Consider the following 24,243-nt stretch of genomic DNA (forward strand, 5'->3'; position numbering starts at 1 on the left):
GAGGTTACGGGCCCGGCCCTTTGTGCTGTCAGACTGGCACGTGGCCGTTGGGCCGACTCGTGCCGCCGACGCTTTCGGACTAAGCCGAACGCCGTTCGCCGCGCCGTTCGCGCAGAATGGTCAGACGGTCTTCGAGGATCTGCTCGAGCTCGGGCAGCGAGCGGCGTTCCAGGAGCATGTCCCAGTGCGTGCGCACTGCCTTCTCGTTGCTGTTGATGGGGCGTTCGCCGTCAACAAGCAAGGCTTCCTTGCCGGTCTTCGAAACCCACACCGGGGGAATCTCGGCTTCGGAGGAGAAGGTTACGAAGACCTGCTCGCCGTCCTCGCAACGGTACTCAACCCGCTGGCGTGGAGCCGGCTCAACACCGGATTCGGTCTCCATGCTCTGTGCGCCAAGACGCATGCCCCGGAGGCTGCGATCGCTCATGATTTCTCCCTTTGGTCGGTTCACGGAGTCAGGCTCCGCGCTAGCCGGGGCAGCTCACGCCACGGACTACTGTTTGCATTGCCCTGCATCAATAGATGCAACGCTTTGCTAAGCCTTTATGTTCCAGTCGGTCTGAACCAGCCGGACAAATATCCCATTATACGGGTTAGCTTCCCGGCGCGTAAAGCCGGGGGCAAAAGCGGTCAAAAGCAGGGGAGGCACCCGCATAGCGGACACCTCCCCTGCCAGCCGCTGAGCCGTGCAGTCCTACAGCGGCTGCTTCGAGTCGTTCGGCTGGGTTTCCGCCGGCTTGGAGTCCTTGTCGCCGTCGAACAGACCACCCGTGCGGGGATCCGGATTGGTTCCGCCCAGGGCGTTCCCGATGCCCTTCAGGGCCTCACCGACTTCGCTCGGGATGATCCAGAGCTTGTTGGAGGAACCCTCGGCCAGCTTCGGGAGCGTCTGCAGGTACTGGTAAGCCAGGAGCTTCTGGTCCGGGTTGCCCTTATGGATTGCGTCGAACACTTTCTGGATTGCCTGGGCCTCACCGTCAGCGCGGAGGATGGCTGCCTTGGCGTCACCTTCGGCCTTAAGGATCGAGGACTGACGCTGGCCCTCCGCAGTGAGGATGGCCGACTGCTTGGTTCCCTCGGCGGTGAGGATGGCAGCGCGGCGGTCCCGCTCTGCGCGCATCTGCTTCTCCATCGAGTCCTGGATGGAGTGGGGCGGATCGATGGCCTTCAGCTCCACGCGGGAGACACGGATGCCCCAGCGGCCCGTGGCTTCGTCCAGTACGCCGCGGAGCTGGCCGTTGATCTGGTCGCGGGAGGTCAGGGCCTCTTCGAGGTTCAGCCCGCCGACGACGTTTCGGAGCGTGGTGGTGGTGAGCTGTTCAACTGCCTGGATGTAGTTGGCAATCTCGTAGGTGGCTGCCCTGGCGTCAGTGACCTGGAAGTAGACCACCGTGTCGATCGAGACGACGAGGTTGTCCTCGGTGATGACGGGCTGCGGCGGGAACGAGACCACCTGTTCGCGAAGGTCCAGGAGCGGCAGGAGCCGGTCAACGAACGGGATCAGGATGGTAAGGCCGGGCAGCAGCGTCCGCTGGTACTTCCCGAGCCGCTCCACGACGCCGGCACGGGCCTGCGGCACGATCCGCACCGAACGCACCAGCACGATAATTACGAACGCAACGAGAACCAGCAGCACAATTGCGACTGCGATATCCATACATCACCTATTCCCCAGTTTTGTGGTCTTGCTATGTTTTGCGGCGGTGTCCCGCCGCGAGCCCGGCGCCGGTGGCGGCTGCCGGAAAAATTGATTGTCGCTGGACTTACTGCACGGCTGTTTCGGGCTGTGGCGCCACGACGGCGGTTGCGCCTTCGATGGCCGAAACCACCACGCGCTGTCCGGCGTTCAGCACACCCTGCTCCGAGCGGGCGCTCCAGACGTCACCGCCGATCTTGACCAGGCCGGAGGACGTGCTGACGGTCTCCATGACAAGGGCGGATTCGCCAATCAGGCGGTCGATGTTGGTCCGCTGCTCCGCGGGGCCCTTCTTCAGGTGCTTCAGCGCAACGGGCCGGACGAAGACGACCATCAGGAGCGAAACCACACAGAAGACCACGATCTGCAGCCAGAAATCGGCGCCGGCGAAATCAGCCAGCAGCCCGGCCAGCGCGCCGCCTCCGAGCATGATGAAAAAGAGGTCCAGCGTCAGCATCTCCACCACTGCAAACGCCAGGAATACAGTGAGCCACAATGCCCACCAGTTCTCGCCAAGCCATTCAAACATGCGTTCCCCCTTCGTCCCCGGAGCTGCGGCAGCAGGCCCTCAGTAACTGTCCTTCCATCCTAGACCGAAGCCGAGGGACGCAGGAGGGGGCAGTCAGGCACGTTCCGAAAGTAGCCAAGTCGTTATGCGGACGGCTGCTTCCGGGGTTCAAACACGCTGATTCGGAACCGCGCCGAAACCTTCGTGACCGGCGGCAGGCCGGCTACGATGGCGTCCAGCGCGGAACGGTCCAGGTGGTGGCCGGCCGGCCCCATCAGGGCCAGGTTGCCGACGTCGGCGGGCTCAAGCCCCAGCTCCAGATCGAGCTCCCGGACCGAATGGGACTCAAAGTGGGCGTCGAGGGAAGTGGCCAGCCGCTCCTCCTTTGCAGGCTCGATGCCGAGCATGCCGGTCTGCCCCGCAACCTCCGCAAGGTGCCCGGTCCGCGGCGTCACCACGATCAGCCGTCCGCCGGGGCGGAGCACCCTGGCGAACTCCGCGGCATTCCGTGGCGCGAAGACCACCGTGACGACGTCGACGGCGTTGTCCCTGACGGGAAGCGGCTGCCAGACGTCGCTGACCAGGTTGACGGCGTCGGGATTCAACCGGGCCGCGCGGCGCAACGCGAACTTGGAAATATCCAGTCCGATGGCGGACGCGGGAACCGCCGCCAGCAGCCTCTGCAGGTAATGTCCGGTTCCCGTGCCGGCGTCGAGCACCGCGGCCTCCGGCCCTTGCAACGCGGGCGCCGCAAGCTCGGCGATCCCGTCGGCAAGGGGCTGGTAGTGGCCCCGGGACAGAAAATCGAACCGGGCAGCCACCATGGCGGCAGTATCGGCCTCGAAGACGGTTCCCTTGCCCACCAGGAAATTGAAGTAACCCTGCCTGGCCGCGTCAAAGCTATGACCCCCAGGGCAGGCCAGCCGGTGGCCGCCGCCCGGCATCAGGCCGTTCCGGCAGACGGGGCACAGCAGGGAGCGGACAGCGTCGGGAAGCATAAATCCAATCCTAGGGCCGGCATGGCGGCTGCCCTCCCGCTGATGCTTCCCCGGGATCCCTGCGGGACGAGTGAGTTATTTCACAGGCCGTGCGCGAGCCGTTAGGCTCACACTCGTGAAACCAGAACATCTGCCCCTGCTGAAGTCCGTTTCCGCCCCGGCCGTCCGCCCGGACGGTAGCCGGGCGGTGGTCTCGGTCATCCGTCCCGACTTCGACGCCGACACCTATGTGGGGCAGTTGTGGACGGTGCCGCTGGACCCGGAAAAGCTGCCACGCCGGCTGACCCGCGGGTTCCGCGACACGGCCCCGGCATTCTCGCCCGACGGGCTGGTGCTGGCTTTTCTCCGCGCAACTGCCGACGGCAAGCCCCAGCTTCATGTTGTGGAGGCCTCGGGCGGCGAACCGCAGGTCCTGACCAACGCCAAACTCGGCGTCTCGTCTTTTGCATGGTCGCCCGATTCGCACAGCATTGTCTTCGGCGCCAGAACGCCCGACGACGGCCGCTACGGCACACTTGACGGCGTGTCCGCCGGGGCCGAGGATGCGCGGCTCATCACCGACTACCAGTACAGGATGAACGGCGTCGGCTACACGGCCGACAAACCTCTCCAGCTCTACACCGTGGACGTACCCGGGCTGGACGACGAACCGCGGGTGGCGCCCGCGGGCCGCGCGCTCAAGGCCCTCAAGGCCGCCGCGGAGAGTGCTGCGGCGGAAACCGACACTGACACGCTGGCCGCCGAAGCCCTGCTTCCGTCGGCACGGCAGCTCACGTTTGCCGCGACGGACCACAGCGGTGAATCGTTCAGCATGGACGGGCGGTTCGTGTACTTCGTGGCCGCGCTTCATGAGGGCCGCGACCTGGATCTTGAGACCGGCGTGTACCGTGTGGCCGTCGCCGGCGGAGAGCCCGAACCCGTCAATGCTGCCAATTGCGGCCGACAGACTGTCGGGGCGGCACGCCAGTCCAGGAACGGCAAATGGCTGTTCTTCACGGCCCAGGAGCTTGGCGAGTCGGGCCAGGACTTCGTGGCGCGGAACACCGCCCTCTACGTGATGCCTTCGGACGGTGGCGACGCCATTGTTCTGAGTGACGTGGAAACCATGGACGTTTCCGGTACCGCGGCCGGCCTCGAGCTGGGCGGCCCCGATTCCGTGCTGCTGCTGAACAATGCCCAGGGCACTGTGGAGCTGCTGGAGTTCGGAGCCACGGGGAACCACTCATTGCTGGTTCACGGAGACCGGGTTGTCACCGGTGCCGCGTCGGCAGGCGGTGCCATGTTCGTCAGCTTCTCCGATGCAGCTACCGCCGGGGACCTGGCCGCGCTGGAGGACGGCCAGCTGAGGCTGTTGACCGATTTCTCGGCGGAACTCCGGCTTCAAGCCGAAATCATCGAGCCGCAGGAGCTGACCTTCGATGCGGCGGACGGGTATCCGGTCCACGGCTGGCTGGTGCTGCCGCCCGGTAAAGGGCCGCACCCCGTCCTGCTCAACATCCACGGCGGACCCTTCTCGCAGTACACGGCAGCCCTGTTCGACGAGGCCCAGGTCTACGCCGCCGCCGGCTACGCGGTACTCATGTGCAACCCCCGGGGCTCCGCCGGCTACGGCCAGGCCCACGGGCGGTCCATCAAGGAGAAGATGGGGACGGTGGACATGCAGGACGTGCTGTCCTTCCTTGACGGCGCCCTGGCAAAGTTCCAGGAGCTCGACGGCGGTGCCCTCGGGATCATGGGAGGCTCCTACGGAGGCTACCTCACGGCGTGGACCATCAGTCAGGACCACCGCTTCAGGGCGGCCATCGTGGAGCGCGGCTTCCTGGATCCCGTCAGCTTCGTCGGCTCCTCCGATATCGGCTGGTTCTTCGGCGGCGAGTACACCGGCAGCTCAGCGGAGCAGATGGCAGCCCAAAGCCCCATGGCCAGGGTCCGGAACGTGCGCACGCCCTCGCTGGTGATCCACAGCGAAGAGGACCTCCGTTGCCCGGTGGAACAGGGCCAGCGTTACTTCACCGCGCTGAAGCAGCAGGGTGTGGACGCCGCGTTCCTCGTGTTCCCAGGGGAAAACCACGAGCTTTCCCGGTCGGGCACCCCGCACCACCGGAAACAGCGCTTCGAGGAGATCCTGCGGTGGTGGGCCCGCTACGTGCCCACCAAGGCCAACCCTGGGGCGCCCAGCTAGTCCGTGGCGGCGCCCGGCAGGAAGCCCAATTCCTGCCGGGCCAGGCCGATATCCGGATGCGCCCAGCGGGCAGCATATTCGGCGTTGTTGCTGAGTGAGCGCAATTCCGCCCGGTCGATGTACAGGATTCCCTGCAGGTGGTCGGTTTCGTGCTGCACGATCCGTGCCTGCCAGCCGGAAAACTCCTGCTGCCGGGCTGTTCCGTACGGATCGGTGAAATCGAGGCGCACGGACTCGTGGCGCGGCACCACGGCCTGCAGACCCTGGAGTGAGAGGCAGCCTTCGTAAAACGCCGCGCTGCCGGTGCCCACCGCGCGGTACGACGGGTTGATGACCGTGAAGAACGCCAGCGGTAACCGGCCGCGGACGGCGGAGGTTTCGGCGTCGACGTCGTACTGGTCCTCGAGGACCGCAAGCTGCAGGGGGATGCCCAGTTGCGGCGCCGCGAGGCCGACACCGGGTGCGTCATGCATCACCTCACGCATCAGTGCGATCAGCGCCGCGAGTTCAGAGCTGTCCAGCTGGCCGTCGAAGACGGCCGCCTGCTGCCGGAGCACGGGATGGCCGGCCTGGACAATGGGCGGAAGAACGCCCGCGGCGAGGATCTCCTGAACTGTCTCGTGGATCTGTGCGGTGCTGAACGGCGTGGGGTTCGCGACTTGAAGCATGGGAAAAGCCTAGTGCGCCCCGCAGGCGGCGGTGACGAAGTCGTGGATCTGCCCTTTGAGTGCGGGGCCGGCGGCAACCTTCAGGGTGCCTTCCCTGCCGCCGACGTTCACGAGCAGGGGCAGCAGCGTTCCCACCTTGTCCTCGGCGACGGCGTGGGGGTCGCAGCGGGCGGGGCGGACCCGGAGGCGGAACTCCGCCGGACCCGTACCGGCAGCAACCCTCACGCCGCTCGGCCACGGGCTGTCAGGCGGGGCGGCCAGGAGGGTGGTTCCATCAATGCGTTCGATGGTCAGTTCGCGGATTGTTCCGGTTCCGGCTTCGTTCGGTGTGACCGTCAGGCGGACGACGGCGGTACGGGCGTCCGCCGCAACCTCCAGATCCGGGGCCAGCCTGAACACGGCCACACTCCCGGCGTCCCGGGCAAGGCACAGCTCCTCATAGTTCCGTGCGAGGACACCGAAGGGATCCGCCGCCACCATTTGCACCGTGCTGGTTTTGGATCCCTGCCGGACGGAGACCGTCGCCTCGGCCGGAACCGTGCGGGCGCCGGCGTCCTCGGCAGGACTTTGGCAGGAGGGGGCCGGGAGCCTGGCCGGCAGGCTCTTGGTTTGGCCCGGCGGCACTTCGGTACCTTCCGGCCCGGCCTGCCAGGCGGCCCCCGCGGGGAACAGGGTGCTCGACACGTCGGCGGCAAGGACCGTCACGCGCACGGACGATGTGTTGCTGAGCTGGATCTCGATGATCTGCGTGCCGTAGTTGTCCCGGAACTGGTTGAGCCCGGCAGCAAGCGGCCCGCGCGGCGCGGGGACCGGCGTTCCCGGGCTGCAGCCCTGCATGGCGGGAGCGGCCATCAGGACAGCAAGAACGACGGCGGCCGCCGCGTGCCGCCGTCGTCGCGCCTGCAGGACGCCGTTCATGCCAGCAGTCTAAGGCCAGGGCTCCGCGGCGTCGCCGGGTGATGGGCTACCCTCGGTGCATGACTGAACAGACGCCGCTCAATTGTGTCCTTGGATTTGTACGAGCCATTGAGGCCGGGGGCGGCGCGGCGGAGGTGGACACCTTCCTTGCGGAAGACTTCACCCTGGTCGAAGCGCCCCACATTCTTGCGCCTGAAGGTTCCACCCGCAGCCGCGACCAGGTGCTCGCCGGTGCTGACCAGAGCCGCCACGTGGTGTCCGGCCAGCGTTTCGACGTTCGGCGGACCACATGCGAAGGAAGCCGTGTGGTGCTGGAAGTCGACTGGTCGGCCACGCTGCTGATGGACCTCCGCTACTGGGATGCCGGCGAGACCATCCGGGCGCGGACCACGTCGGTCTTCGAGGTCCGGGACGGCCGGATTACCAGCCAGGACAGTTACGACTGCTACTTCACCGATGACGCGGACGCGGAATAGACAGGGGCGGGGTACGCCGGTGCTTTAGTGCATGGTGAACCGGGCGGCCACGCGTGAATTGATGGCCGGCACGCTTGCTGCATAGCCGATCAGCAGGTTCCGGGCACGCCACAGCGGAAGGGGCAGCGGCCGGCCAAGGGCCATGTTGATTTCGGACTGCCGGGCAGCCCTCGCGGCCGCCTGCAGCCGGTGACGTTCAAAGCATTGCAGTTCCCCCTCCAGTTCCGCGTGCGCAAGCCGGCTGAGTAGCAGCGGTACCAGCTCAGCAGCATCCAGCCAGCCCAGGTTCATTCCCTGGCCGCCGATCGGGCTGATTTCATGGGCGGCGTCTCCGATGAGCGCCGTGCGGCCGTGGATCATACTCTTCGCCAGGCGCGAACGGACCCCGAAACTGCTCAGCATGGAATTGGTGCCCGGTTCGACGGCTACGCCGGTTCGGTCCTGCACGATCCGGGCCAGGGACCGGGCGGTGGGTGCGTCTGCGCCGGATGCAGGCATTCTCGCCACCCAGCGTCGCACGCGTCCCGGCAGCGGAAAGGACTCCACGATCCCTGCGGCTTCCAGGAACAGGGCCGCATCCGGGCCGAACGCGGTACTGTCGGCGAAGTCTCCCATCAGGTAGGAATCGGGGTACTCCTTGAGCCGCACCGGAATGCCCAGCAGCTGCCGGACCGTGGAGCGGACACCGTCCGCGGCCACGGCCAGGGAGGCGTGAATCCGGGACTCCCCGTCCGCCGTGACGACGTCCAACGCAACCCTCGCGCCGTCGTCGTGCAGTCCCGTCACGGTAGCTCCGCGCAGCATCGACCCGCCGTCCAGCTCCCTGACGCGCCGTTCCAGGGCGGCTTCCGTGCGCGCCTGCGGGACCGACAACACGAACGGGTAGCGGCGGGAAACAGCGCGGAAGGACATCCCCGCCACTTCCACGCCGCCCCCGATGGCAACGCCGCGTCGGATCTGCACGCCCTCCGACACCAGTCCGGACGCGACGCCAATGCCGTCGAGTGCTTCCAGCGACGGGGGGTGGATGCCGATGGCGCGGGAGTGGGTGTTCGGCTCGGCGCGCTGCTCCAGGATGCGGACTGACACACCCTGCTGCAGCAGCCGGGCTGCCAGGTACAGTCCCACCGGTCCGCCGCCCACCACGACGACGTCAATCACCGCGAGTGTTCCGGCTCAGTGTCAGCAGGTTGCGGAAGGGCGGGCGGGCCAGCACGGTCCAGCCCGGGGGAGCGGCAGCCTGGAGTTCCGAGGTTGTGTAGCTCCGGCGGATCGAGGTAAGCCCGTCCTCCCTGATGAAGGAACCGGGGAACGGCCACGAGGCCGCATAGAACAGCGCGTACGCGGCGGGGCTGCGGCGGATGTCGTTGTGGATGACGGTGCCGCGGGACAGCAGCGCCGATTCGGCGAGGAATTGCGGCAACTCAGCTGTGCCCAGATGGTGCAGGACATGATTGGACACGACGACGTCGTAGCGTTGCCCTTCCTCGGCCAGTTCGGCCAGTTCGGCCGTGGACGCCTGCCGGAACGTGACCCCGGGGGTGTGCCTACGGCGCCGGGCGAAGTCGAAGGCACGCCGGTCCGGATCAATGGCTGTGACCTCCAGCTTCAGCCGGTCGCGGGCCGCCCACGCAGCCAGCAGGACAGGCACGTCCCCGCCGCCGCACCCGATGTCCAACAGGGTTGTCACCGCGGTGGCTGACAGGACGGGCCGGATGTGCGTCCGGTAGATTCCGCGCCATCCGGCAACGGCCCTGTTGACCACGGCAAACTGCGCGTACGTGCGGTTCAGGCGTGCAGGGTCGCAGCCGGGGCGGTCCATCTCCTCCACCGCATGGACGTCACGGTCGCGCAGCGGGCCCCGGTTGGCCATCAAATCAGTGACGGCTCAGTCCGCGCTGTGGCGTCCGGTATGGCGTCCGCCACGGCGGAGGCGTCCCGGGCGGCTGCCCCAGGCGAACCTCCCGTCAGCGGTGCGCGCACTTTGGTGAACATCGCCGATTCCACTGTCAGGCCTGGTCCGAACGCCATCGAACAGATACGTTCATCGCCATCCTGCGGCGGGAGCCCGGCGATGTGCTTGAGGACAAAGAGCACCGTGGCGCTGCTCATGTTTCCGTAGTTGCGGAGGGTTTCCCGGGCGGGCACCAGTTGCTCGTCCGTGAGTTCGAGCCTGGACTGCACCTTGTCCAGGATGCTCCGGCCGCCGGGGTGGATGGCCCAGTGGGTGATATCCCGGTAGGGGAGTCCGCGCAGGGATTCATCGCGGGAAAGCAGGGGTTCAAGCGCGCCGATGATGTGGTCGTCAATAATGTGCGGAACATAGTTCCCCAGCACCATTTCGAAGCCTTCGTCGCCGATGTTCCACGCCATGGATTCCTCACCGACAGGAGTGAGTACGGTTTCGAAGTGGTCCAGCCGCAGCAGGGGGTTTCCGTCCGGAATGTCCCTGGCGGAAATGATGGCCGCCGCTGCACCGTCGGCAAACAATGCCGAGCCCATGATCGTGTCGGGATCGTTGGAGGTGCGGACATGGAGCGAGCAGAGCTCGGCGCAGACCACCAGGACAACGGCGTCGGGATCTGCCTCGCAGAAGGACTTGGCGGCACGCAGCGCCGGAAAAGCCGCGTAGCAGCCCATGAAGCCAAGGTGGTAGCGCTGCACTGCCGGATTCAGGCCGAGGGCGCGGACAATTTTGTAGTCCGGGCCCGGGTTGAAGAAGCCTGTGCACGAGACCGTCACGAGATGGGTGATGTCCTGAGCACCGATTCCGGGGCAGGCATCCAGCGCGGCCTGGGCGGATTGCACGAAGAGCTTGGTGGCTTCGCGGCCGAAGATGTCGTTCCGGACCTTGGTGCTGGGGCTCAGCACCAGGCCGGTGTCCGGGTCAAAGAACTTCGGCTCGTCCGCGCGGCTGTCCTTGGTAAGTTCAGTGACAGCTGTGTACCGGGTGTCGATGGCGGCGGAATCAAAGCACGTGCTCACCAGCCGGGAACCCAGCCTGGTGAGGCCGGGTTGGGCGGCAAATACATCGCGGGCTTCAGACTGAATGAGTACGGTGGGCGGGACAGCAGTTTCCAGGGACCTCATGTAGACCGTCATGGTTCATTCTCAGCGAGCTTTGCTGTTAAGACAATGCTGGTTAGATTGGGGCAGGCGACGCCGGCGCATGCCAGGAAGGCGGCCCCCGAATAACGGATGGAGACACGATGAGCATGGCCACCCAGGCGGACTCGCAATTGCACGCGGAGCACATCGCCGACAGCCACGACCTGATCCGCGTGCAGGGCGCCCGCGAGAACAACCTCAAGGACGTCAGCTTGGAGATCCCGAAGCGCCGGCTGACGGTGTTCACCGGCGTCTCCGGCTCCGGCAAGAGCTCGCTGGTGTTCAGCACGATCGCCGCCGAGTCGCAGCGGATGATCAACGAAACGTACAGCGCCTTCGTGCAGGGCTTCATGCCGAATCTGGCGCGGCCTGACGTGGACTTCCTTGAGGGGCTGACGACGGCGATCATCGTGGACCAGGAGCGGATGGGCGCGAACCCCCGCTCCACGGTCGGCACTGCCACCGACGCCAACGCCATGCTCCGCATCCTCTTCAGCCGGCTCGGCACGCCGTACGTCGGTCCGCCCACGGCGTTCTCCTTCAACGTCCCGACGCGCAAGGCCAGCGGGGTGATGAGCACCGAGAAGGCAGGCGGCCGGGTCGAGAAGAGTGTGGTGCACGGCGCTGTGTACCTGGGCGGGATGTGTCCGCGCTGCGAAGGCATGGGCTCGGTTTCCGACTTCGACCTCACTGCGCTCTACGACGACAGCAAGTCGCTGGGCGAGGGTGCCCTGACCGTTCCCGGTTACAGCATGGACGGCTGGTACGGCCGCATCTTCAGCGGCGCCGGCTTCGACATGGACAAGCCGATCGCGAAGTTCACCAAGAGGGAGTTGGACGACCTTCTCTACAAGGAGCCGACCAAGATCAAGGTCGAGGGCATCAACCTCACCTACGAGGGCCTGATCCCGAAGATCCAGAAGTCGATGCTCTCCAAGGACGTCGACGCGATGCAGCCCCACATCCGGGCCTTCGTTGAGCGCGCCATCACCTTCCAGGCCTGCCCCGAGTGTGACGGCACGCGGCTCAGCCCGGAGGCCAGGTCCTCCAGGATCCAGGGCAAAAACATCGCCGAACTGTGCGAAATGCAGATCAGCGACCTGGCTGACTGGGTCAGGGTGCTCGACGAGCCGTCGGTCGCGCCGCTTCTCAGGGGCCTGCGGCACCTCCTCGACTCCTTCGCCGAAATCGGGCTGGGTTACCTCTCACTGGACCGGCCGGCCGGCACACTGTCCGGGGGAGAGGCCCAGCGTACGAAGATGATCAGGCACCTCGGCTCTTCCCTCACGGACGTCACCTACGTCTTTGACGAGCCGACAATCGGCCTGCATCCGCATGACATCGAACGGATGAACCAGCTGTTGCTGCAGTTGCGCGACAAGGGCAACACCGTGCTCGTGGTCGAGCACAAGCCGGAGACCATCGCCATCGCTGACCACGTCGTTGACCTCGGCCCCGGGGCCGGCACCGAGGGCGGCAGAGTCTGCTTCGAGGGAAGCGTCGAGGGGCTGCGGGGGAGCGACACCATCACCGGCCGCCACCTCGACGACCGGGCCAGGGTCAAGGAATCCGTGCGTACCCCGTCCGGCACCCTCGACGTGCGCGGTGCCTCGACGCACAACCTTAAGGACGTCGACGTCGACGTTCCGCTGGGCGTGCTTTGTGTGGTCACCGGTGTCGCCGGTTCGGGCAAGAGCTCCCTGATCCACGGTTCAGTGGCCGGCCGCGACGGTGTTGTGGTGGTCGACCAGGGTGCCATCAAGGGGTCCCGGCGCAGCAACCCGGCGACGTACACCGGCCTGCTGGAGCCGATCCGCAAGGCGTTCGCGAAGGCCAACGGGGTCAAGCCGGCGCTGTTCAGCTCCAACTCGGAAGGCGCCTGTCCCACCTGCAACGGCGCGGGCGTCATCTTCACTGAACTGGGTGTCATGGCCACCGTTGAGTCCACCTGCGAGGACTGCGAGGGCAGGAGGTTCCAGGCGTCAGTCCTGGAATACAGGCTGGGTGGCCGCAACATCGCCGAAGTGCTGGCCATGTCGATGACCGAAGCGGAGGGATTTTTCGGGGAAGGAGAGGCACGCACGCCGGCGGCCCACAAGATCCTCGACCGGCTCGTGGACGTCGGACTCGGCTACCTCACCCTTGGGCAGCCGCTCACGACGCTGTCCGGCGGCGAGCGTCAGCGCGTCAAGCTCGCCACCCAGATGGCCGAGAAAGGCGACGTCTACGTTCTCGACGAACCAACCACCGGCCTCCACCTTGCCGATGTCCAGAACCTGCTGGGCCTTCTCGACCGCCTCGTGGAGTCCGGAAAATCTGTCATCGTTATCGAGCACCACCAGGCAGTGATGGCACACGCCGACTGGATCATCGACCTCGGCCCCGGCGCCGGCCACGACGGCGGACGGATCGTGTTCGAGGGCACACCGGCGGACCTTGTGGCCGGACGCTCCACGCTGACCGGCGAGCACCTCGCGGCCTACGTCGGCGGCTAGGCGTGGGCTAAATGGGGGTGGCTGGGACCAAACCGCGCCGAGTTATGTCAACTAAGTTCGGCTGCGGAGCGTGCTCAGCCTTCTTGGCCTGGGCGGCTCGCTGCCTGTTCGCACGACTATTGGCGTCGCCCGGGAACTCCGGGTTGTCGACAACAAGTTCAACCGCACGAACATGGACTGGGAGGAGTCCGCGGAAAACACGGATCGTCTTGGCGTTTTCAGAGGGGTTCGAATGACATTTATCGCCGCCCTCTCCAGGTATTCCTAGAACGCCGATAATCTACATTATGTAAAGTAGTACTCTGCGTATCTCATCAGATGAATCATTCAGGCCCTCTCCCGCGGAGTTCCTCGTCAGGCGTTCGAGGCCCCTCTGCGCCGCGGCGTTCAGGGGTTTTGTCCGAGTCCAATCGATGTTCCCAGCCATGACCGGGCGCGCCTAGCTTGAGCCCCGAATGACAGAAAAGACGCCCCTGACCTGCGGATTTGCTGAGATGATGCATTTAATGAATCATTGATTCAGATTTTGGAACAGGTTTGGGAGGCGGAATGGCAGTCGATGGATCAGGACGGGTGCACCTTCTGGGTTCCGTCCAACTGCTTCATCCCGAACAGCAGACCTTCGATCAGATGCTGGATGGCTGGCGCAACCAGCAGCTCTCGCGCAACCTGAAGTTCGACACGATTGACCAGCACATCCGTTACGTTCGCAGGTTCATGGATCATGTGAATGAATTTCCGTGGCATTGGACGCCGGCCCATGTTGAGGAGTATTTCGGGGATCTGCGCTCGATCCGACACTTGAGTCACTCGACTTTGCGCGCCCACCAGTCCGCGCTGCGTCACTTCACGTCCTATGTCGCCAACCCTGATTATGGCTGGGACCGGGTCTGCGAACAGCGCTTTGGTACCCATCCGGCCCAGGTTTTCTACGAGTGGAACACCGCACCGCACGTGCAGGAATTCGAAGGCCGCCCGTCCAAGCGCCCCTTCACCAAAGAGGAGCTCCAGAAGCTCTTCGACCGCGCCGACGACGAGGTCGAACTCATTGAGGCCACCGGCAAGAACGGTTGGCAGGCGGCCTACCGCGACGCGGTCATGCTCAAATTGGCCTACTCCTACGGGCTTCGGTTCAATGAGCTGCGGCACCTGCAGACCGTCGACTTCGCAACCAACCCGCACGCGCGCAAGTTCGGGAAGTTCGGGGTCTGCAAAGTCCGGTTCGGCAAGTCCCGCAAAGCATCACCGCCCAAGCCCCGCAGCGTCCTGACAGTCTTCGACTGGACCGCCGGCGTCCTCGAGGATTGGCTCGCCAACGGCCGAGGAACCCTTCACAGCCTCGTACTCTTCCCCAGCGAACGCGGCGGACTGATCGTCGAGTCCACGCTCCTGCGGCGCCTCCGCCGGTATCTAAACGAGCTGGGGATGCCTTCGGACGGGCTCGACCTGCATTCCCTGCGGTGCTCCTATGCCACGCACCTGTTGGAGGCCGGATGGGATCCTAGATTCGTGCAACACCAAATGGGTCACGAGTACGCCTCCACCACCGGCATCTACCAATTCGTCAGCGACGACTTCCGCAGCACCACGCTGCGGGCGTCCCTGGACCGCACGATGAACCAGGCACTCGGCAAACACGCGGGAGGTCATCGATGAAGCGCGAAGTCGAATACACGTGGCGGCTCTCCGAGCTGATGGCGGCCCGGGGCCTTCACAACACCACCGACCTCATCCCGCTGCTCGCCGAGCGCGGAATCATCCTGTCCCGGCCCCAGGTCTACCGCATCGTCAACCAGAAGCCCGAACGAGTCGCCCTGCAGGTCATCGCAGCGATCTGCGACATCTTCTCCTGCGGCCCCGAAGACCTCATCACCGTCACCGCAGCCGACGTCCGCGCCCGCAAGACCGGAACCGCCAACTCCCCCAATGTCGTGGACCTCAACCGCAGCGTCCGCCCGCGCCGCGCCCGCATCATCGACGATGACCACTGAACACCCGGAAGGACTCACCCCGCGCAACACCGTCCGCGGCCGGCCCCGCACAACCGGAACCGTCCAGTGCGCCCGTTGCGGCCGCAACGCCGGCAGGACCAGGGCAACCTGGCCGGAAGGCAAGATCTGCGGTCCCTGCTTTACCGTGGCGACCCGCACCCACGGCACCTGCCCCGGATGCGGGCAGCACAGGCTGCTCCCCGGCCCACCCGCACAGGATGGAGGACCGCGGTGCGCACCGTGCGCCGGCATCCTTCACGACTTCCACTGCGCCCGCTGCAACCAGGAAGGTGAGTTCTACCGCCGCGGCATCTGCGCCCGCTGCGCACTCCGGGACGACCTCACCGCCTTGCTGCTCACGAACCCGGCCGATCCGACAACCGCCAACCGCCTGATCGATGTCCTCTGCCAGGCCGATCGACCGGAAAGCATCATTACCTGGAAACGCTCCGCCAAAGTCCAGACGCTCCTGACCTCCATCTCGAGCGGCAAGACTCCCCTGACCCACGACGGCCTCGACAGTCACCGCGAAACGGCAGGACGGGCAGCCGACCATCTCCGGGCGCGACTCGTGCATCACGGGCTCCTCCCCCACCAGGACCCCTACCTGAACCGCTTCGAAGCCTGGATCGATGACAAGCTGCGCCCCCTGCCGGCCGAAGTTGCCAAACCCGTCGAGCACTTCGCCAAATGGCACCATCTCCGACGCATCCGCGCCATGGCAACGCCGGACAAAACGGTCCAAAGCCCGGTGCACGCGGCCAAACAGGAGATCACTGAGACCATCAAGTTCCTCGACTGGCTCTGGAAGACCCACCATCGCACCGCCGCCACCTGCACCCAGCAGGACGTGGACACCTGGCTCACGACCGGACCGACCACCAGAAAAGCCATCCGGACCTTCTTCATCTTCGCGAAAAAGACCGGCACGAACATGCGCGTCGAAATCGGGCACTACTCCGCCAAAGGCCGGCCGGCCATCCCGCAGGAACAACACCTTGCCTGGCTAAAGGAACTGCTCACCGGAACGAGCGAGTCCCTGCCCTACAGAGTCGCCGGGACACTGCTCCTCCTCTATGCCCAACCACTGGTCCGGGTGGCCGCGCTCCGCACAGACGCGGTCATCATCGACGCGGGCGCGATCACTATCGCCCTTGGCACGCATCCGGTGGCCGTCCCACAGCCTTTCGCGGAACTCCTCAGACAGCACCTCCGGAACCGCCCCAACCTCCGAACAGCATCAGGCACGGAAAGCCACTGGCTCTTCCCCGGAACCAGGGCAGGGCAGCACCTCCACCCGAACACCATCATGCTCCGGCTCCGCGGCCTCGGAATTGAACTGCTCGGCGCACGAAACACGGCCCTGGACGAGCATCTCGCCGTAACACCGGCACCACTGGTCGCCGACGCACTCGGCTACAGCTACCAGGTCGCGTTCCTCCACGCCGACGCCGCCGGCGACGCATGGTCCCGCTACGTCGACCAGCGGACTGAACCCCGAATGAACCGAGCAACCCGATTTTCAACCGAGGCGGAAATCGGACGCGAAGAACCCGTAAATGAACTTTGCCCCCACGAATACGCTCATTGCACCGAAAATGCGAGCATTTGGAAGCCAAGGTGGTTCACCAGTCCCGCGCGCCTTCAACTCCGGAGAGAAGAGCCGATCGCTCGGCCACGAGAGAACGGCCCAGCTCCACTTCCCGCTCAGTTATAACCGTGTTGAGTGCGGCGAACAACTCCTCGCGCTCCTCCGTCTCGATGAACGGGGACCGCCCATCGAGGCGATTGAACGCTAGCGCATATTCGCGCCCGAGGTCCATCAAACGGGCCAAGGTGGACTCATCTGGCTGAGGGCCGACCATAGCGAGAACTTCGCGCCGCGTCTTCTTGAATTGTTCGACAGCTTTCTTGAAGCGGGCTGCCGTAATGTGCTCGCGCCCGTCCCAGTCGCGAAGCGGGTTCTCAAGATTCTCTTGCACCCACTCGGGTTTGCGTGCCTTCGAGATGTTGACGCTCGTGCCGTTAACCACCTCTGACCGCCACCGGGCCCGCATCGCAAGGGCATACTCGTGAGGCACGCTATGTAAGTCGAGGTATTCCAGATCGGGAACTTCGGCCGGGAGCACGCAGTCCGCCTTCGTCATGCCGAATAAGTCGGAGATGAAAAGGCCCTTGAGCGAGCTGAGCCGGTTGAGTTTGCCCGCGTTCGCGAACTGCCCGAGGCTTCCGCCGAGCGTCAGACTTGTCAGGTTGGGGAAGATGGCTGTGAGCCGGCCGCCGTCTACTTCGGACAGACCCGTCGCCTTGAGGCTGCGTACCGCGTTTTGGGATGGTGCGCCATCGGCGAGGGCCTGCTCAAGTTCCGCAGGGGTCAGTTCGAGCGCGCCTGTTTCTTGCCAGTCACGTTCGCCCCGGTCCCACGCGCGTTGTCGGGCAAGTTGGTCACCCACGCGCCAGCGGCTGGTGTAGCTATTCGACCGCTGATCGTGCACCAGTGGCAGCCTGCCGAGGACTCGATAACCCCGAGGGAGCACCCAGTCGCAGTTGGCGTGGGACAAACTCCCGTTCCAGGAATGGTGGGTGAGCCGGAGCGGCTCAACTTCACCCAAGTCATCCGTTGTGGACGGCTCGGGACCCGACCAATCGAGTTCGAGCACGCCGACCTTCTTCCAATCGGGGTCGATGTTCGTGACCTGGGCAGCGACCCACTCACCAAGAAGGTCGTTCGGGCAGACGACGACGTCCCCGACGCTCAGGGGGCGCGGCGGACCGTCCAAAGTTGCTGGTGACACGTTGGCAATCCTACGGAGCATCTGGAAATACTCAAACGAATACACCCGAACCTGATACGCAGAGGTGCCAGTAGAACTAATTCGACTGCTGGCTCTGCAGAACGGGACTCAGTGATACTGCTTCCCCGTGTGCGGGTACCCGGACGCTGAAGTCGGCGCGTGGGACGCCGCGGGTGCGGGCCACTCCCCTGCGGTCTAAGGCTCGCTCTTCAGGCCAGTTGTGTGAGAATGACGGGTCCGGATTCCGTGATGGCGATCGTGTGCTCGGAGTGCGCAGTCCGGCGGCCATTGGAACTGCGCAAGGTCCACCCGTCAGGAGCTGTAACGAGTTTGCTGGTGCCGTCCATGACCCAGGGTTCTACTGCCAAAAGCAGTCCGGGGCGAAGCACGTATCCGCGTCCGGGTGCACCGATGTTCGGTATATGCGGGTCCTGATGCATGGTGCTTCCAACACCGTGCCCGCCAAATTCGGTGTTGACCTCAAAGCCTGCTGATTCGAGCACTGAGCCAATCGCATGGGAAATATTTCCAAGACGCGCTCCGGACTGGGCGGCATGGATACCGGCCAGAAGCGCCTTCTCCGTGGTTTCAATCATGTGCCCGTCCACAGGCGCGTGGGACTCCCCCACAACGAAGCTGATGGCGGAATCAGTGACCCACCCGTTAACGCTTGCTGCGAAATCAAGGGTCAGTAGATCCCCATCCCTCAGAACGTAGTCATAAGGAAGTCCGTGCAAAACGGCATCGTTAACGGAGGTGCAGATGACTTTTCCGAAGGGGCCGCGCCCAAATGAAGGGGCGTAGTTGACATAACACGAGCGGGCTCCAGCCATCCGAATCATCGAAGCTGCCCAATCATTTATTTCCAGGAGATTCGTCCCGGGCCCGATTCTCTCCCTCAAGTCCGACAGAGTCTTCGCCACGAACTGGCCGGAGAGACGTGCCGCGTCAACTTCTCGAGGCGTGAGTAGCTCAATCAATGATTCCTCCAAGTAGTACCGTTATTATTATAACGGTACTACTCTTGGAGGATGGTTAGAGTCCCGCTAAGCCCAGAAGACATCCGAGCAGGGCAGCTCCTCGGCGAGATGCTGCGTCACGCCCGGGGGGAACGGACACTGGTCCAAGTCGCTCTTGGTGCAGGTATATCCCCTGAGACACTCCGGAAAATCGAGACGGGTCGGATCGCAACACCGTCATTCATGATTGTGGCTGCCCTCGCCGACGAACTGGCCCTCTCCCTGGATGCCATCCAGGGAACGCTACGAAGGTCATCAGCTGAGAAGCTCGATGTAGCTTCCTGAGCGCATCTCCCGCCGGGCTGTTCGAGGCTGCCGGGTCCCGCTGAGCCTTCTGAATATCGCGGTGTTCATCGCCGAAACCTGGCTCCGGCTGCGCCTCACGACTATGGATCCCGATGGTCAAGGGCGTCAAGGAGTCGCCTGACCGAGCCGCCGAGGTTCCACTCGGTGGCAAGACGTTCGAGTTCGGCGCGCGACTCGCCGACCACGGAGTGCAGCTGCGCGCCTGCCTCGTCGAGCGACGGCAGCTCGAGGTCGCGGACGACCTTCACGACCCTGGGCGCGACCTCGAGGTAGTCCGCAGCCGCGTCCAGCTTCGACCGCACGGAGGCGGGCACCCCGCTTTCGGCATCCGCTGCCGCCGCGAGCAGCCGGTCGAGGGTGCCGTGCTCGCCGAGCAGCGACGCGGCAGTCTTCTCGCCGATTCCGGCGACGCCCGGCAACCCGTCGGAGGCATCGCCGCGGAGGGTCGCGTAATCGGCATACTGTTCAGGCAGCACACGGTACTTGCCGACGACAACGACGTCGGTCACGACTTCGAGATTCTTCATTCCGCGCGCGGTGTAGATCACCCGTACCTGACGGGCGTCGCTGACGATCTGGAAAAGGTCGCGGTCGCCCGTCACCACGTCGACCGGAAGCCCGGCGTGGCTGGCGTAGGTGCCGACGACGTCGTCGGCCTCATGCTCCGCGGCCCCCACGACGGCGATGCCGGCGAGGTCGAGCACGCGTCGGATCATCGGAATCTGCACCTCGAGCGCATCCGGCACGACTTCCACATCGGCGGCACCGGCCACCACCGTGGCGACCCGGTGCGACTTGTAGCTGGGGATCAGGTCCACCCGCCATTGCGGACGCCAATCATCGTCCCAGCACGCAATGAGATGCGTCGCCTCGTAATCGGTCGTGAGCCGCGCAATCATGTCGAGCAGGCCGCGGACGGCGTTCACCGGCGTTCCGTCGGCGCGGCGGATCGTGTCGGGCACGCCATAGAAGGCGCGGAAGTACAGCGACGCAGTGTCGAGAAGCATCAGGCGATGAGGCATAACTGATCCTGACACGGCCGCACCGGATCGCGTTGGATCCCAGCGGTTTTGTGTTCGACGCCGGGGCCGTACCGGGCATGTGCAGGTCAGCCGCGGCTTCTCCCGGCCGCCACACCGCCGTGCATCTGTTGCGGAGCCGGGGACGTCAGGCAGAATGTGCCACATGGGGCGTTGGAGCGAGGAGAAAGTGATCAGCGCCGCGCCCGACCCATCTTCCCTGGCAGCCGCCCGAAAGCTGACCCGTCCGGGTCCATGGTCCGAAACAGGCAGCAACGACGTCCTGGTCTGGGGCAAGTGCCAGGGCAGCGGACAGACTCCCTATCAGGTGAGCGTGGACATCGCCGCTCCCGCATACCGGTGCTCGTGTCCGAGCCGGAAGTTCCCGTGCAAGCACGCGCTGGCGCTGCTTCTTCTATGGGCCCGGGAGGAATTGGCCGACGGCGGCTCGGAGACTGCCGGCTTCGCTGAGGAATGGGCCGCCCAGCGGGCGGACCGGGCGGTCGCCCGGGAGCGCCGCCAGTCGGAGCAGCAGACGGATCCGGCAGCACAGGCGAAGCGGCTCGCTGACAGGCTGGCGCTGATGGATGCGGGGATCGCCGACTTCGCCCGCTGGCTGACGGACCTTGTACGGACCGGCCTGGCCTCCGCCCGCAACCAACCGTATTCCTGGTGGGACGGTGTGGCAGGACGCTTGGTCGACGCGCAGCTGCCGGGTCTGGCCGAGCAAGTGCGGGCAATGGGTTCGGATGTCCATGCCCGGGCCGATTGGGCTGACCACCTGCTCCTGCGATCCGGCCGCTGGTGGGCCATGACCAAAGCCTGGAGCATACGGGACGAACTGACTCCCGCTGAGTTTGCCGACCTTCGGGTGGCAGTAGGGTGGGCAACTGCGTCGGCCGAGGTCCAGTCCTCGGAGGCCCTCCCCGGTCCGTGGCTGGTGCTCGGTGCCCACCGCAGTGATGACGGTCGGCTCCAGCAGCAACGTACCTGGCTGCGCGGACCCGACGGAACGGTGGTGCTGGTGCTCGATTTTGCCGCCCAGGGTGAAGTCCTCGCGACACCCCAGCTCGCGGGCGCCCTGTTGGACGTCGCCGTCGCACGGTATCCCGGCTCCGCACCGCAGCGGGCGATGTTCACCAGTCCGATAGCCCCGCGGGGATTGGCCGACGGCCTCGGTGAGGGCTGCAGCATTGCCCAGGCGTTGGACTTGGAATCGGCTGCGGTGGCGCTCTCGCCGTGGCGCGGGCGCCACCCCGTGCTCTTCGCCGGGGTGCGTGTCTGTCCGGGTGAGCCTGGCTGGCTGCTGGACAGTGCCGGCGACGCCCTCCCTTTGGTCGGCGCGCCCGCGGACTCCCTGCTGGCGCTGACCGGCAGCCATCCGATCCACGTGTTTGGAGAACTGGAGGACGGCCGCGTACGGCCGCTGTCCGTCGTCGTCGATGGAGCGGTGGTCACGCCATGACGTGGCTGGCGGAGCTCCGCAGCTCAGCGCTCGTCGGCACGGGGCGGCACGCGGTACCCGTTCCAGCTGCCGAGTTGAAGTTCCGCCCACCCGATGGCCTGTCGCGCGAGGAATTGCTGCTCGACCAGGCGGCGGTGGCCGATGTCGTCACCCGGGCTGCCCGCCGCCCCGGCATCGTGGACACTGCCCAACTGCCTGATCCGGCTCCACCGGACGATGCCCCGCAGGCCTCCGCTGACGCCGTGCGGCTGTTGGACCTCCTACTCAACCAGCCTCCGGTTGGCCCGGAACTACGGACGCAGCTGGTCACAGACTGGCTGCAGTTCGCGGCTGCGTCCGGACGGCGGGTTCCGCACCGGTTGCTCCCGGCACTGCTCGCCCTGGCTGACACCAAGCCAGCCGTGGCGGAGCACATGCAACTTGTCATCGGAACCCGGGGCCGCTGGCTTCAGGGCCTCAGGCAACAGGGTTCCGGGCCGAGGGGGCACGCTCCCAAGGGATCCGGTCCGCAGGATACCGGACAGCGCGCCGCGACGACGTACGACTGGGCCGAGCTGACGACGGCTGGCGCCACAGCCGAACTGGAACGGCTCCGGCGCAGCGACCCGGCCACCGCACGCGAGCTGCTACACGCGCACTGGGACACCCTCAGTGCCCGGGAACGCGCCGCCCATGTGGCCGCGTTCGCGATCAACCTCGAACCCGCCGACGAAGACCTGCTGGAAAATGCCCTGGACGACAAAGCAAAGAGCGTGCGGGACCTCGCCGCCGACCTCCTTGGCCGGCTCCCCACGAGCGCCCGCGCCAACCGCATGGCAACGCGCCTGAGGCCCCTGCTGCGCGTCAAGGGGCTACTGCGCAAGCAGTTCGAGATTGACCTGCCACCGGATCCGGACGCCGCAGCCCTGCGCGACGGGATTGCCCAGGCCCCGCGCGCCGCCGAACCCGACCGGCTGGGCCGGCTGGACACGATCATCCGCGGTGCCCCGCTCGACGTCTGGACAACTGTCTCCGGCCGCAGCCCGGCAGCAACTCTGGCAATGCTTGACGGCGAACCACGTGTGATCGACGCACTAGTCGTCGCCGCCGCCCTCCGGACCGACACCGAGTGGGTGCGCGCACTGCTCGATCTCCGCACCGATACGCGGCTCCTGGGCTGCCTGCCGGCAGCCGCACGGGAGGACGCAGTCCTGCGCCACATCCGTAGCGGCACGGCACAGTCTACGGCGCTGGTCCCCTTGCTGCGCGAGCTGCCGAGGCCGTGGGGCGCGCCCTTGGCCGCCGCAGTTCTCGAGCTGCTCACGGCAAAGAACGGCGGCCAGCTCACCGCAATGGTGTCGGGATTCCTGCCGATGGCCCTGCCGCCCGGCACGGCAGATCAGTGCCGCCGCCTGCTGCAACGTTCCGACGACGACGCCCCTCGGCGCCGCGTGTTTCGTGACGTCGTGCAATACCAATCGTTCCGACAATCGCTGACGGAGGCCTTCCAATGACCGATGCCCAGACTGCTGCCCCGGAGATTCTCCGCGCCCACGCGGAAACCGCCTACGCCGACGAACTCCAGGCCCTGGCCGCCGTCGACGATCGACCCCGGCCGCCCAGCTGGCGGCTGTCCCCCTGGGCGGTCGCCACTTACATCCTTGGCGGCACGCTGCCGGACGGCACGCAGGTCAGCCCGAAGTACCTGGGATCGTCCCGGCTGGTGGAAATCGCCGTGGCGTCACTTGCCACTGACCGGGGACTGTTGCTGCTCGGCGTTCCGGGGACTGCCAAGACCTGGATGGGCGAGCATCTGGCGGCGGCGATCTCGGGCACCTCCACGTTGGTGGTGCAGGGCACCGCAGGCACTCCGGAAGAGGCATTGCGGTACGGCTGGAACTACGCGCGGCTGCTCGCCGACGGCCCTTCCCGGGCGGCCCTGGTGGCCGGGCCGGTGATGCGGGCCATGGAGTCAGGCAGCCTGGTGCGGGTGGAAGAACTCACCCGGATCCCGTCTGACGTGCAGGATTCCCTCATCACGATCATGAGCGAGAAGACCCTGCCCATCCCCGAACTCAACGCGGAGGTGCAGGCGATCAAGGGATTCAACGTCATTGCCACAGCGAACAACCGCGACAAGGGCGTCAACGATCTGTCATCGGCGCTGCGCCGCCGGTTCAACACTGTGGTGCTGCCGCTGCCCGACAGCCTCGACCAGGAAGTCGAGATCGTCACCACCCGCGTGCGGAGCCTTGGGGCAGCACTAGAGCTCCCGGCCGACCTTGCGGCACTCTCTGAGATCCGCCGGGTGGTCACGGTGATGCGGGAACTGCGCGCCGGCCTCACCCAGGATCAGCGGACCACCCTCAAATCGCCATCGGCAACCCTGTCCACGGCAGAAGCGATCTCTGTCATGACGAATGGCCTGTCCCTGGCAGCCCACTTCGGTGACGGCAGCGTCCGCGCCGCGGACGTAGCGGCGAGCCTGGTCGGCGCGGTGGTCAAGGATCCGGTCCAGGACCGGGTGATCTGGCAGGAGTACCTGGAAACCGTGGTCCGCAACCGGCCGGAATGGAAGGACCTCTACCGGGCCTGCCGCGACCTAGAGTCCACGAACTGA

At 65.8% G+C, this 24,243-nt stretch carries 22 protein-coding genes; 10 read left to right on the forward strand and 12 right to left on the reverse strand.

From position 1 onward, the window contains the following. Nucleotides 1–79: 79 nt before the first annotated feature. From CXQ91_RS12775 to CXQ91_RS12790, 4 genes are all read right to left on the reverse strand, one after another. Entirely contained in the window at nt 80–427 is a 348-nt protein-coding gene (locus tag CXQ91_RS12775) for an RNA polymerase-binding protein RbpA (protein ID WP_011692034.1), read from the reverse strand. Nucleotides 428–694: 267 nt separating this feature from the next. Further along, nucleotides 695–1,657: an SPFH domain-containing protein gene (locus CXQ91_RS12780; RefSeq protein ID WP_104174288.1), complete on the reverse strand. Its 963-nt coding sequence runs from the start codon at nt 1,655–1,657 to the stop codon at nt 695–697. A gap of 106 nt (nt 1,658–1,763) precedes the next feature. Continuing rightward, nucleotides 1,764–2,225 carry an NfeD family protein gene (locus CXQ91_RS12785; protein ID WP_104174289.1) on the reverse strand — a complete coding sequence of 154 codons (462 nt, stop codon included), beginning with the start codon at nt 2,223–2,225 and terminating at the stop codon, nt 1,764–1,766. 122 nt (nt 2,226–2,347) lie between these two features. Continuing rightward, nucleotides 2,348–3,202, reverse strand: a complete 855-nt coding sequence (locus CXQ91_RS12790; RefSeq protein WP_104174290.1) for a methyltransferase domain-containing protein — start codon at nt 3,200–3,202, stop codon at nt 2,348–2,350. Between the two features lie 115 nt (nt 3,203–3,317). On the opposite strand from CXQ91_RS12790, the gene CXQ91_RS12795 reads away from it, so the two are divergent. After that, the gene (locus CXQ91_RS12795; RefSeq protein WP_104174291.1) at nt 3,318–5,384 is read left to right on the forward strand and encodes a S9 family peptidase; all 2,067 of its coding nucleotides are present in this window, start codon (nt 3,318–3,320) and stop codon (nt 5,382–5,384) included. Here CXQ91_RS12795 and CXQ91_RS12800 read toward each other — a convergent pair. Next, nucleotides 5,381–6,052, reverse strand: coding sequence for a peptide deformylase (locus CXQ91_RS12800; protein WP_104174292.1), 672 nt, complete (start codon nt 6,050–6,052; stop codon nt 5,381–5,383). The genes CXQ91_RS12795 and CXQ91_RS12800 overlap by 4 nt on opposite strands. Before the next feature lie 9 nt (nt 6,053–6,061). Next, nucleotides 6,062–6,970, reverse strand: coding sequence for a hypothetical protein (locus CXQ91_RS12805; protein ID WP_258073952.1), 909 nt, complete (start codon nt 6,968–6,970; stop codon nt 6,062–6,064). A 59-nt stretch (nt 6,971–7,029) separates the two neighbouring features. On the opposite strand from CXQ91_RS12805, the gene CXQ91_RS12810 reads away from it, so the two are divergent. Next, entirely contained in the window at nt 7,030–7,446 is a 417-nt protein-coding gene (locus tag CXQ91_RS12810) for a nuclear transport factor 2 family protein (RefSeq protein ID WP_104174293.1), read from the forward strand. Nucleotides 7,447–7,470: 24 nt separating this feature from the next. On the opposite strand, the gene CXQ91_RS12815 is transcribed toward CXQ91_RS12810, so the two are convergent. From CXQ91_RS12815 to CXQ91_RS12825, 3 genes are read right to left on the reverse strand one after another with little or no spacing between them, the layout of a single operon-like run. Continuing rightward, complete coding sequence (locus CXQ91_RS12815) at nt 7,471–8,607, reverse strand: NAD(P)/FAD-dependent oxidoreductase (protein ID WP_104174294.1); 1,137 nt, start codon at nt 8,605–8,607, stop codon at nt 7,471–7,473. Next, nucleotides 8,600–9,319: a class I SAM-dependent methyltransferase gene (locus tag CXQ91_RS12820; RefSeq protein WP_104174295.1), complete on the reverse strand. Its 720-nt coding sequence runs from the start codon at nt 9,317–9,319 to the stop codon at nt 8,600–8,602. The genes CXQ91_RS12815 and CXQ91_RS12820 overlap by 8 nt, the downstream gene beginning before the upstream one ends. Then, nucleotides 9,319–10,548, reverse strand: a complete 1,230-nt coding sequence (locus CXQ91_RS12825) for a type III polyketide synthase (RefSeq protein WP_104174296.1) — start codon at nt 10,546–10,548, stop codon at nt 9,319–9,321. Before CXQ91_RS12825 ends, CXQ91_RS12820 begins: the two co-directional genes overlap by 1 nt. Nucleotides 10,549–10,655: 107 nt before the next feature. On the opposite strand from CXQ91_RS12825, the gene CXQ91_RS12830 reads away from it, so the two are divergent. From CXQ91_RS12830 to CXQ91_RS12850, 4 genes are all read left to right on the forward strand, one after another. Further along, nucleotides 10,656–13,049 (forward strand): excinuclease ABC subunit UvrA, encoded by a 2,394-nt coding sequence (locus CXQ91_RS12830; RefSeq protein ID WP_104174297.1) that lies wholly within the window; start codon nt 10,656–10,658, stop codon nt 13,047–13,049. Between the two features lie 549 nt (nt 13,050–13,598). Continuing rightward, nucleotides 13,599–14,705 carry a tyrosine-type recombinase/integrase gene (locus CXQ91_RS12840; protein ID WP_104174299.1) on the forward strand — a complete coding sequence of 369 codons (1,107 nt, stop codon included), beginning with the start codon at nt 13,599–13,601 and terminating at the stop codon, nt 14,703–14,705. Further along, nucleotides 14,702–15,040, forward strand: coding sequence for a helix-turn-helix transcriptional regulator (locus CXQ91_RS12845; protein ID WP_104174300.1), 339 nt, complete (start codon nt 14,702–14,704; stop codon nt 15,038–15,040). Before CXQ91_RS12840 ends, CXQ91_RS12845 begins: the two co-directional genes overlap by 4 nt. Further along, entirely contained in the window at nt 15,030–16,757 is a 1,728-nt protein-coding gene (locus CXQ91_RS12850) for a recombinase XerD (RefSeq protein ID WP_258073953.1), read from the forward strand. Before CXQ91_RS12845 ends, CXQ91_RS12850 begins: the two co-directional genes overlap by 11 nt. On the opposite strand, the gene CXQ91_RS12855 is transcribed toward CXQ91_RS12850, so the two are convergent. Beyond that, nucleotides 16,666–17,835 (reverse strand): hypothetical protein, encoded by a 1,170-nt coding sequence (locus CXQ91_RS12855; protein WP_258073954.1) that lies wholly within the window; start codon nt 17,833–17,835, stop codon nt 16,666–16,668. The two genes, CXQ91_RS12850 and CXQ91_RS12855, sit on opposite strands and share 92 nt — an antisense overlap. Before the next feature lie 209 nt (nt 17,836–18,044). Further along, a complete protein-coding gene (gene map, locus CXQ91_RS12860) occupies nt 18,045–18,815 on the reverse strand; it encodes a type I methionyl aminopeptidase (RefSeq protein WP_104174301.1) in 771 nt (256 codons plus the stop codon). Between the two features lie 108 nt (nt 18,816–18,923). Between map and CXQ91_RS12865 the strand changes: the two genes are divergently transcribed. Next, nucleotides 18,924–19,139: a helix-turn-helix transcriptional regulator gene (locus CXQ91_RS12865; RefSeq protein ID WP_308471405.1), complete on the forward strand. Its 216-nt coding sequence runs from the start codon at nt 18,924–18,926 to the stop codon at nt 19,137–19,139. Between the two features lie 101 nt (nt 19,140–19,240). Here CXQ91_RS12865 and CXQ91_RS12870 read toward each other — a convergent pair whose 3' ends face one another. Further along, nucleotides 19,241–20,182, reverse strand: coding sequence for a 5'-3' exonuclease (locus tag CXQ91_RS12870; protein ID WP_181038872.1), 942 nt, complete (start codon nt 20,180–20,182; stop codon nt 19,241–19,243). A gap of 163 nt (nt 20,183–20,345) precedes the next feature. Between CXQ91_RS12870 and CXQ91_RS12875 the strand changes: the two genes are divergently transcribed. The 3 genes from CXQ91_RS12875 to CXQ91_RS12885 are packed head-to-tail and all read left to right on the forward strand — an operon-like array spanning nt 20,346 to nt 24,243. After that, nucleotides 20,346–21,644: an SWIM zinc finger family protein gene (locus CXQ91_RS12875; RefSeq protein WP_104174304.1), complete on the forward strand. Its 1,299-nt coding sequence runs from the start codon at nt 20,346–20,348 to the stop codon at nt 21,642–21,644. Next, nucleotides 21,641–23,137 carry a DUF5691 domain-containing protein gene (locus CXQ91_RS12880; protein WP_104174305.1) on the forward strand — a complete coding sequence of 499 codons (1,497 nt, stop codon included), beginning with the start codon at nt 21,641–21,643 and terminating at the stop codon, nt 23,135–23,137. The genes CXQ91_RS12875 and CXQ91_RS12880 overlap by 4 nt, the downstream gene beginning before the upstream one ends. After that, nucleotides 23,134–24,243 carry an AAA family ATPase gene (locus CXQ91_RS12885; protein ID WP_104174306.1) on the forward strand — a complete coding sequence of 370 codons (1,110 nt, stop codon included), beginning with the start codon at nt 23,134–23,136 and terminating at the stop codon, nt 24,241–24,243. The genes CXQ91_RS12880 and CXQ91_RS12885 overlap by 4 nt, the downstream gene beginning before the upstream one ends.

This window comes from Arthrobacter sp. Y81 (assembly GCF_002929335.1).
GTDB lineage: Bacteria > Actinomycetota > Actinomycetes > Actinomycetales > Micrococcaceae > Arthrobacter.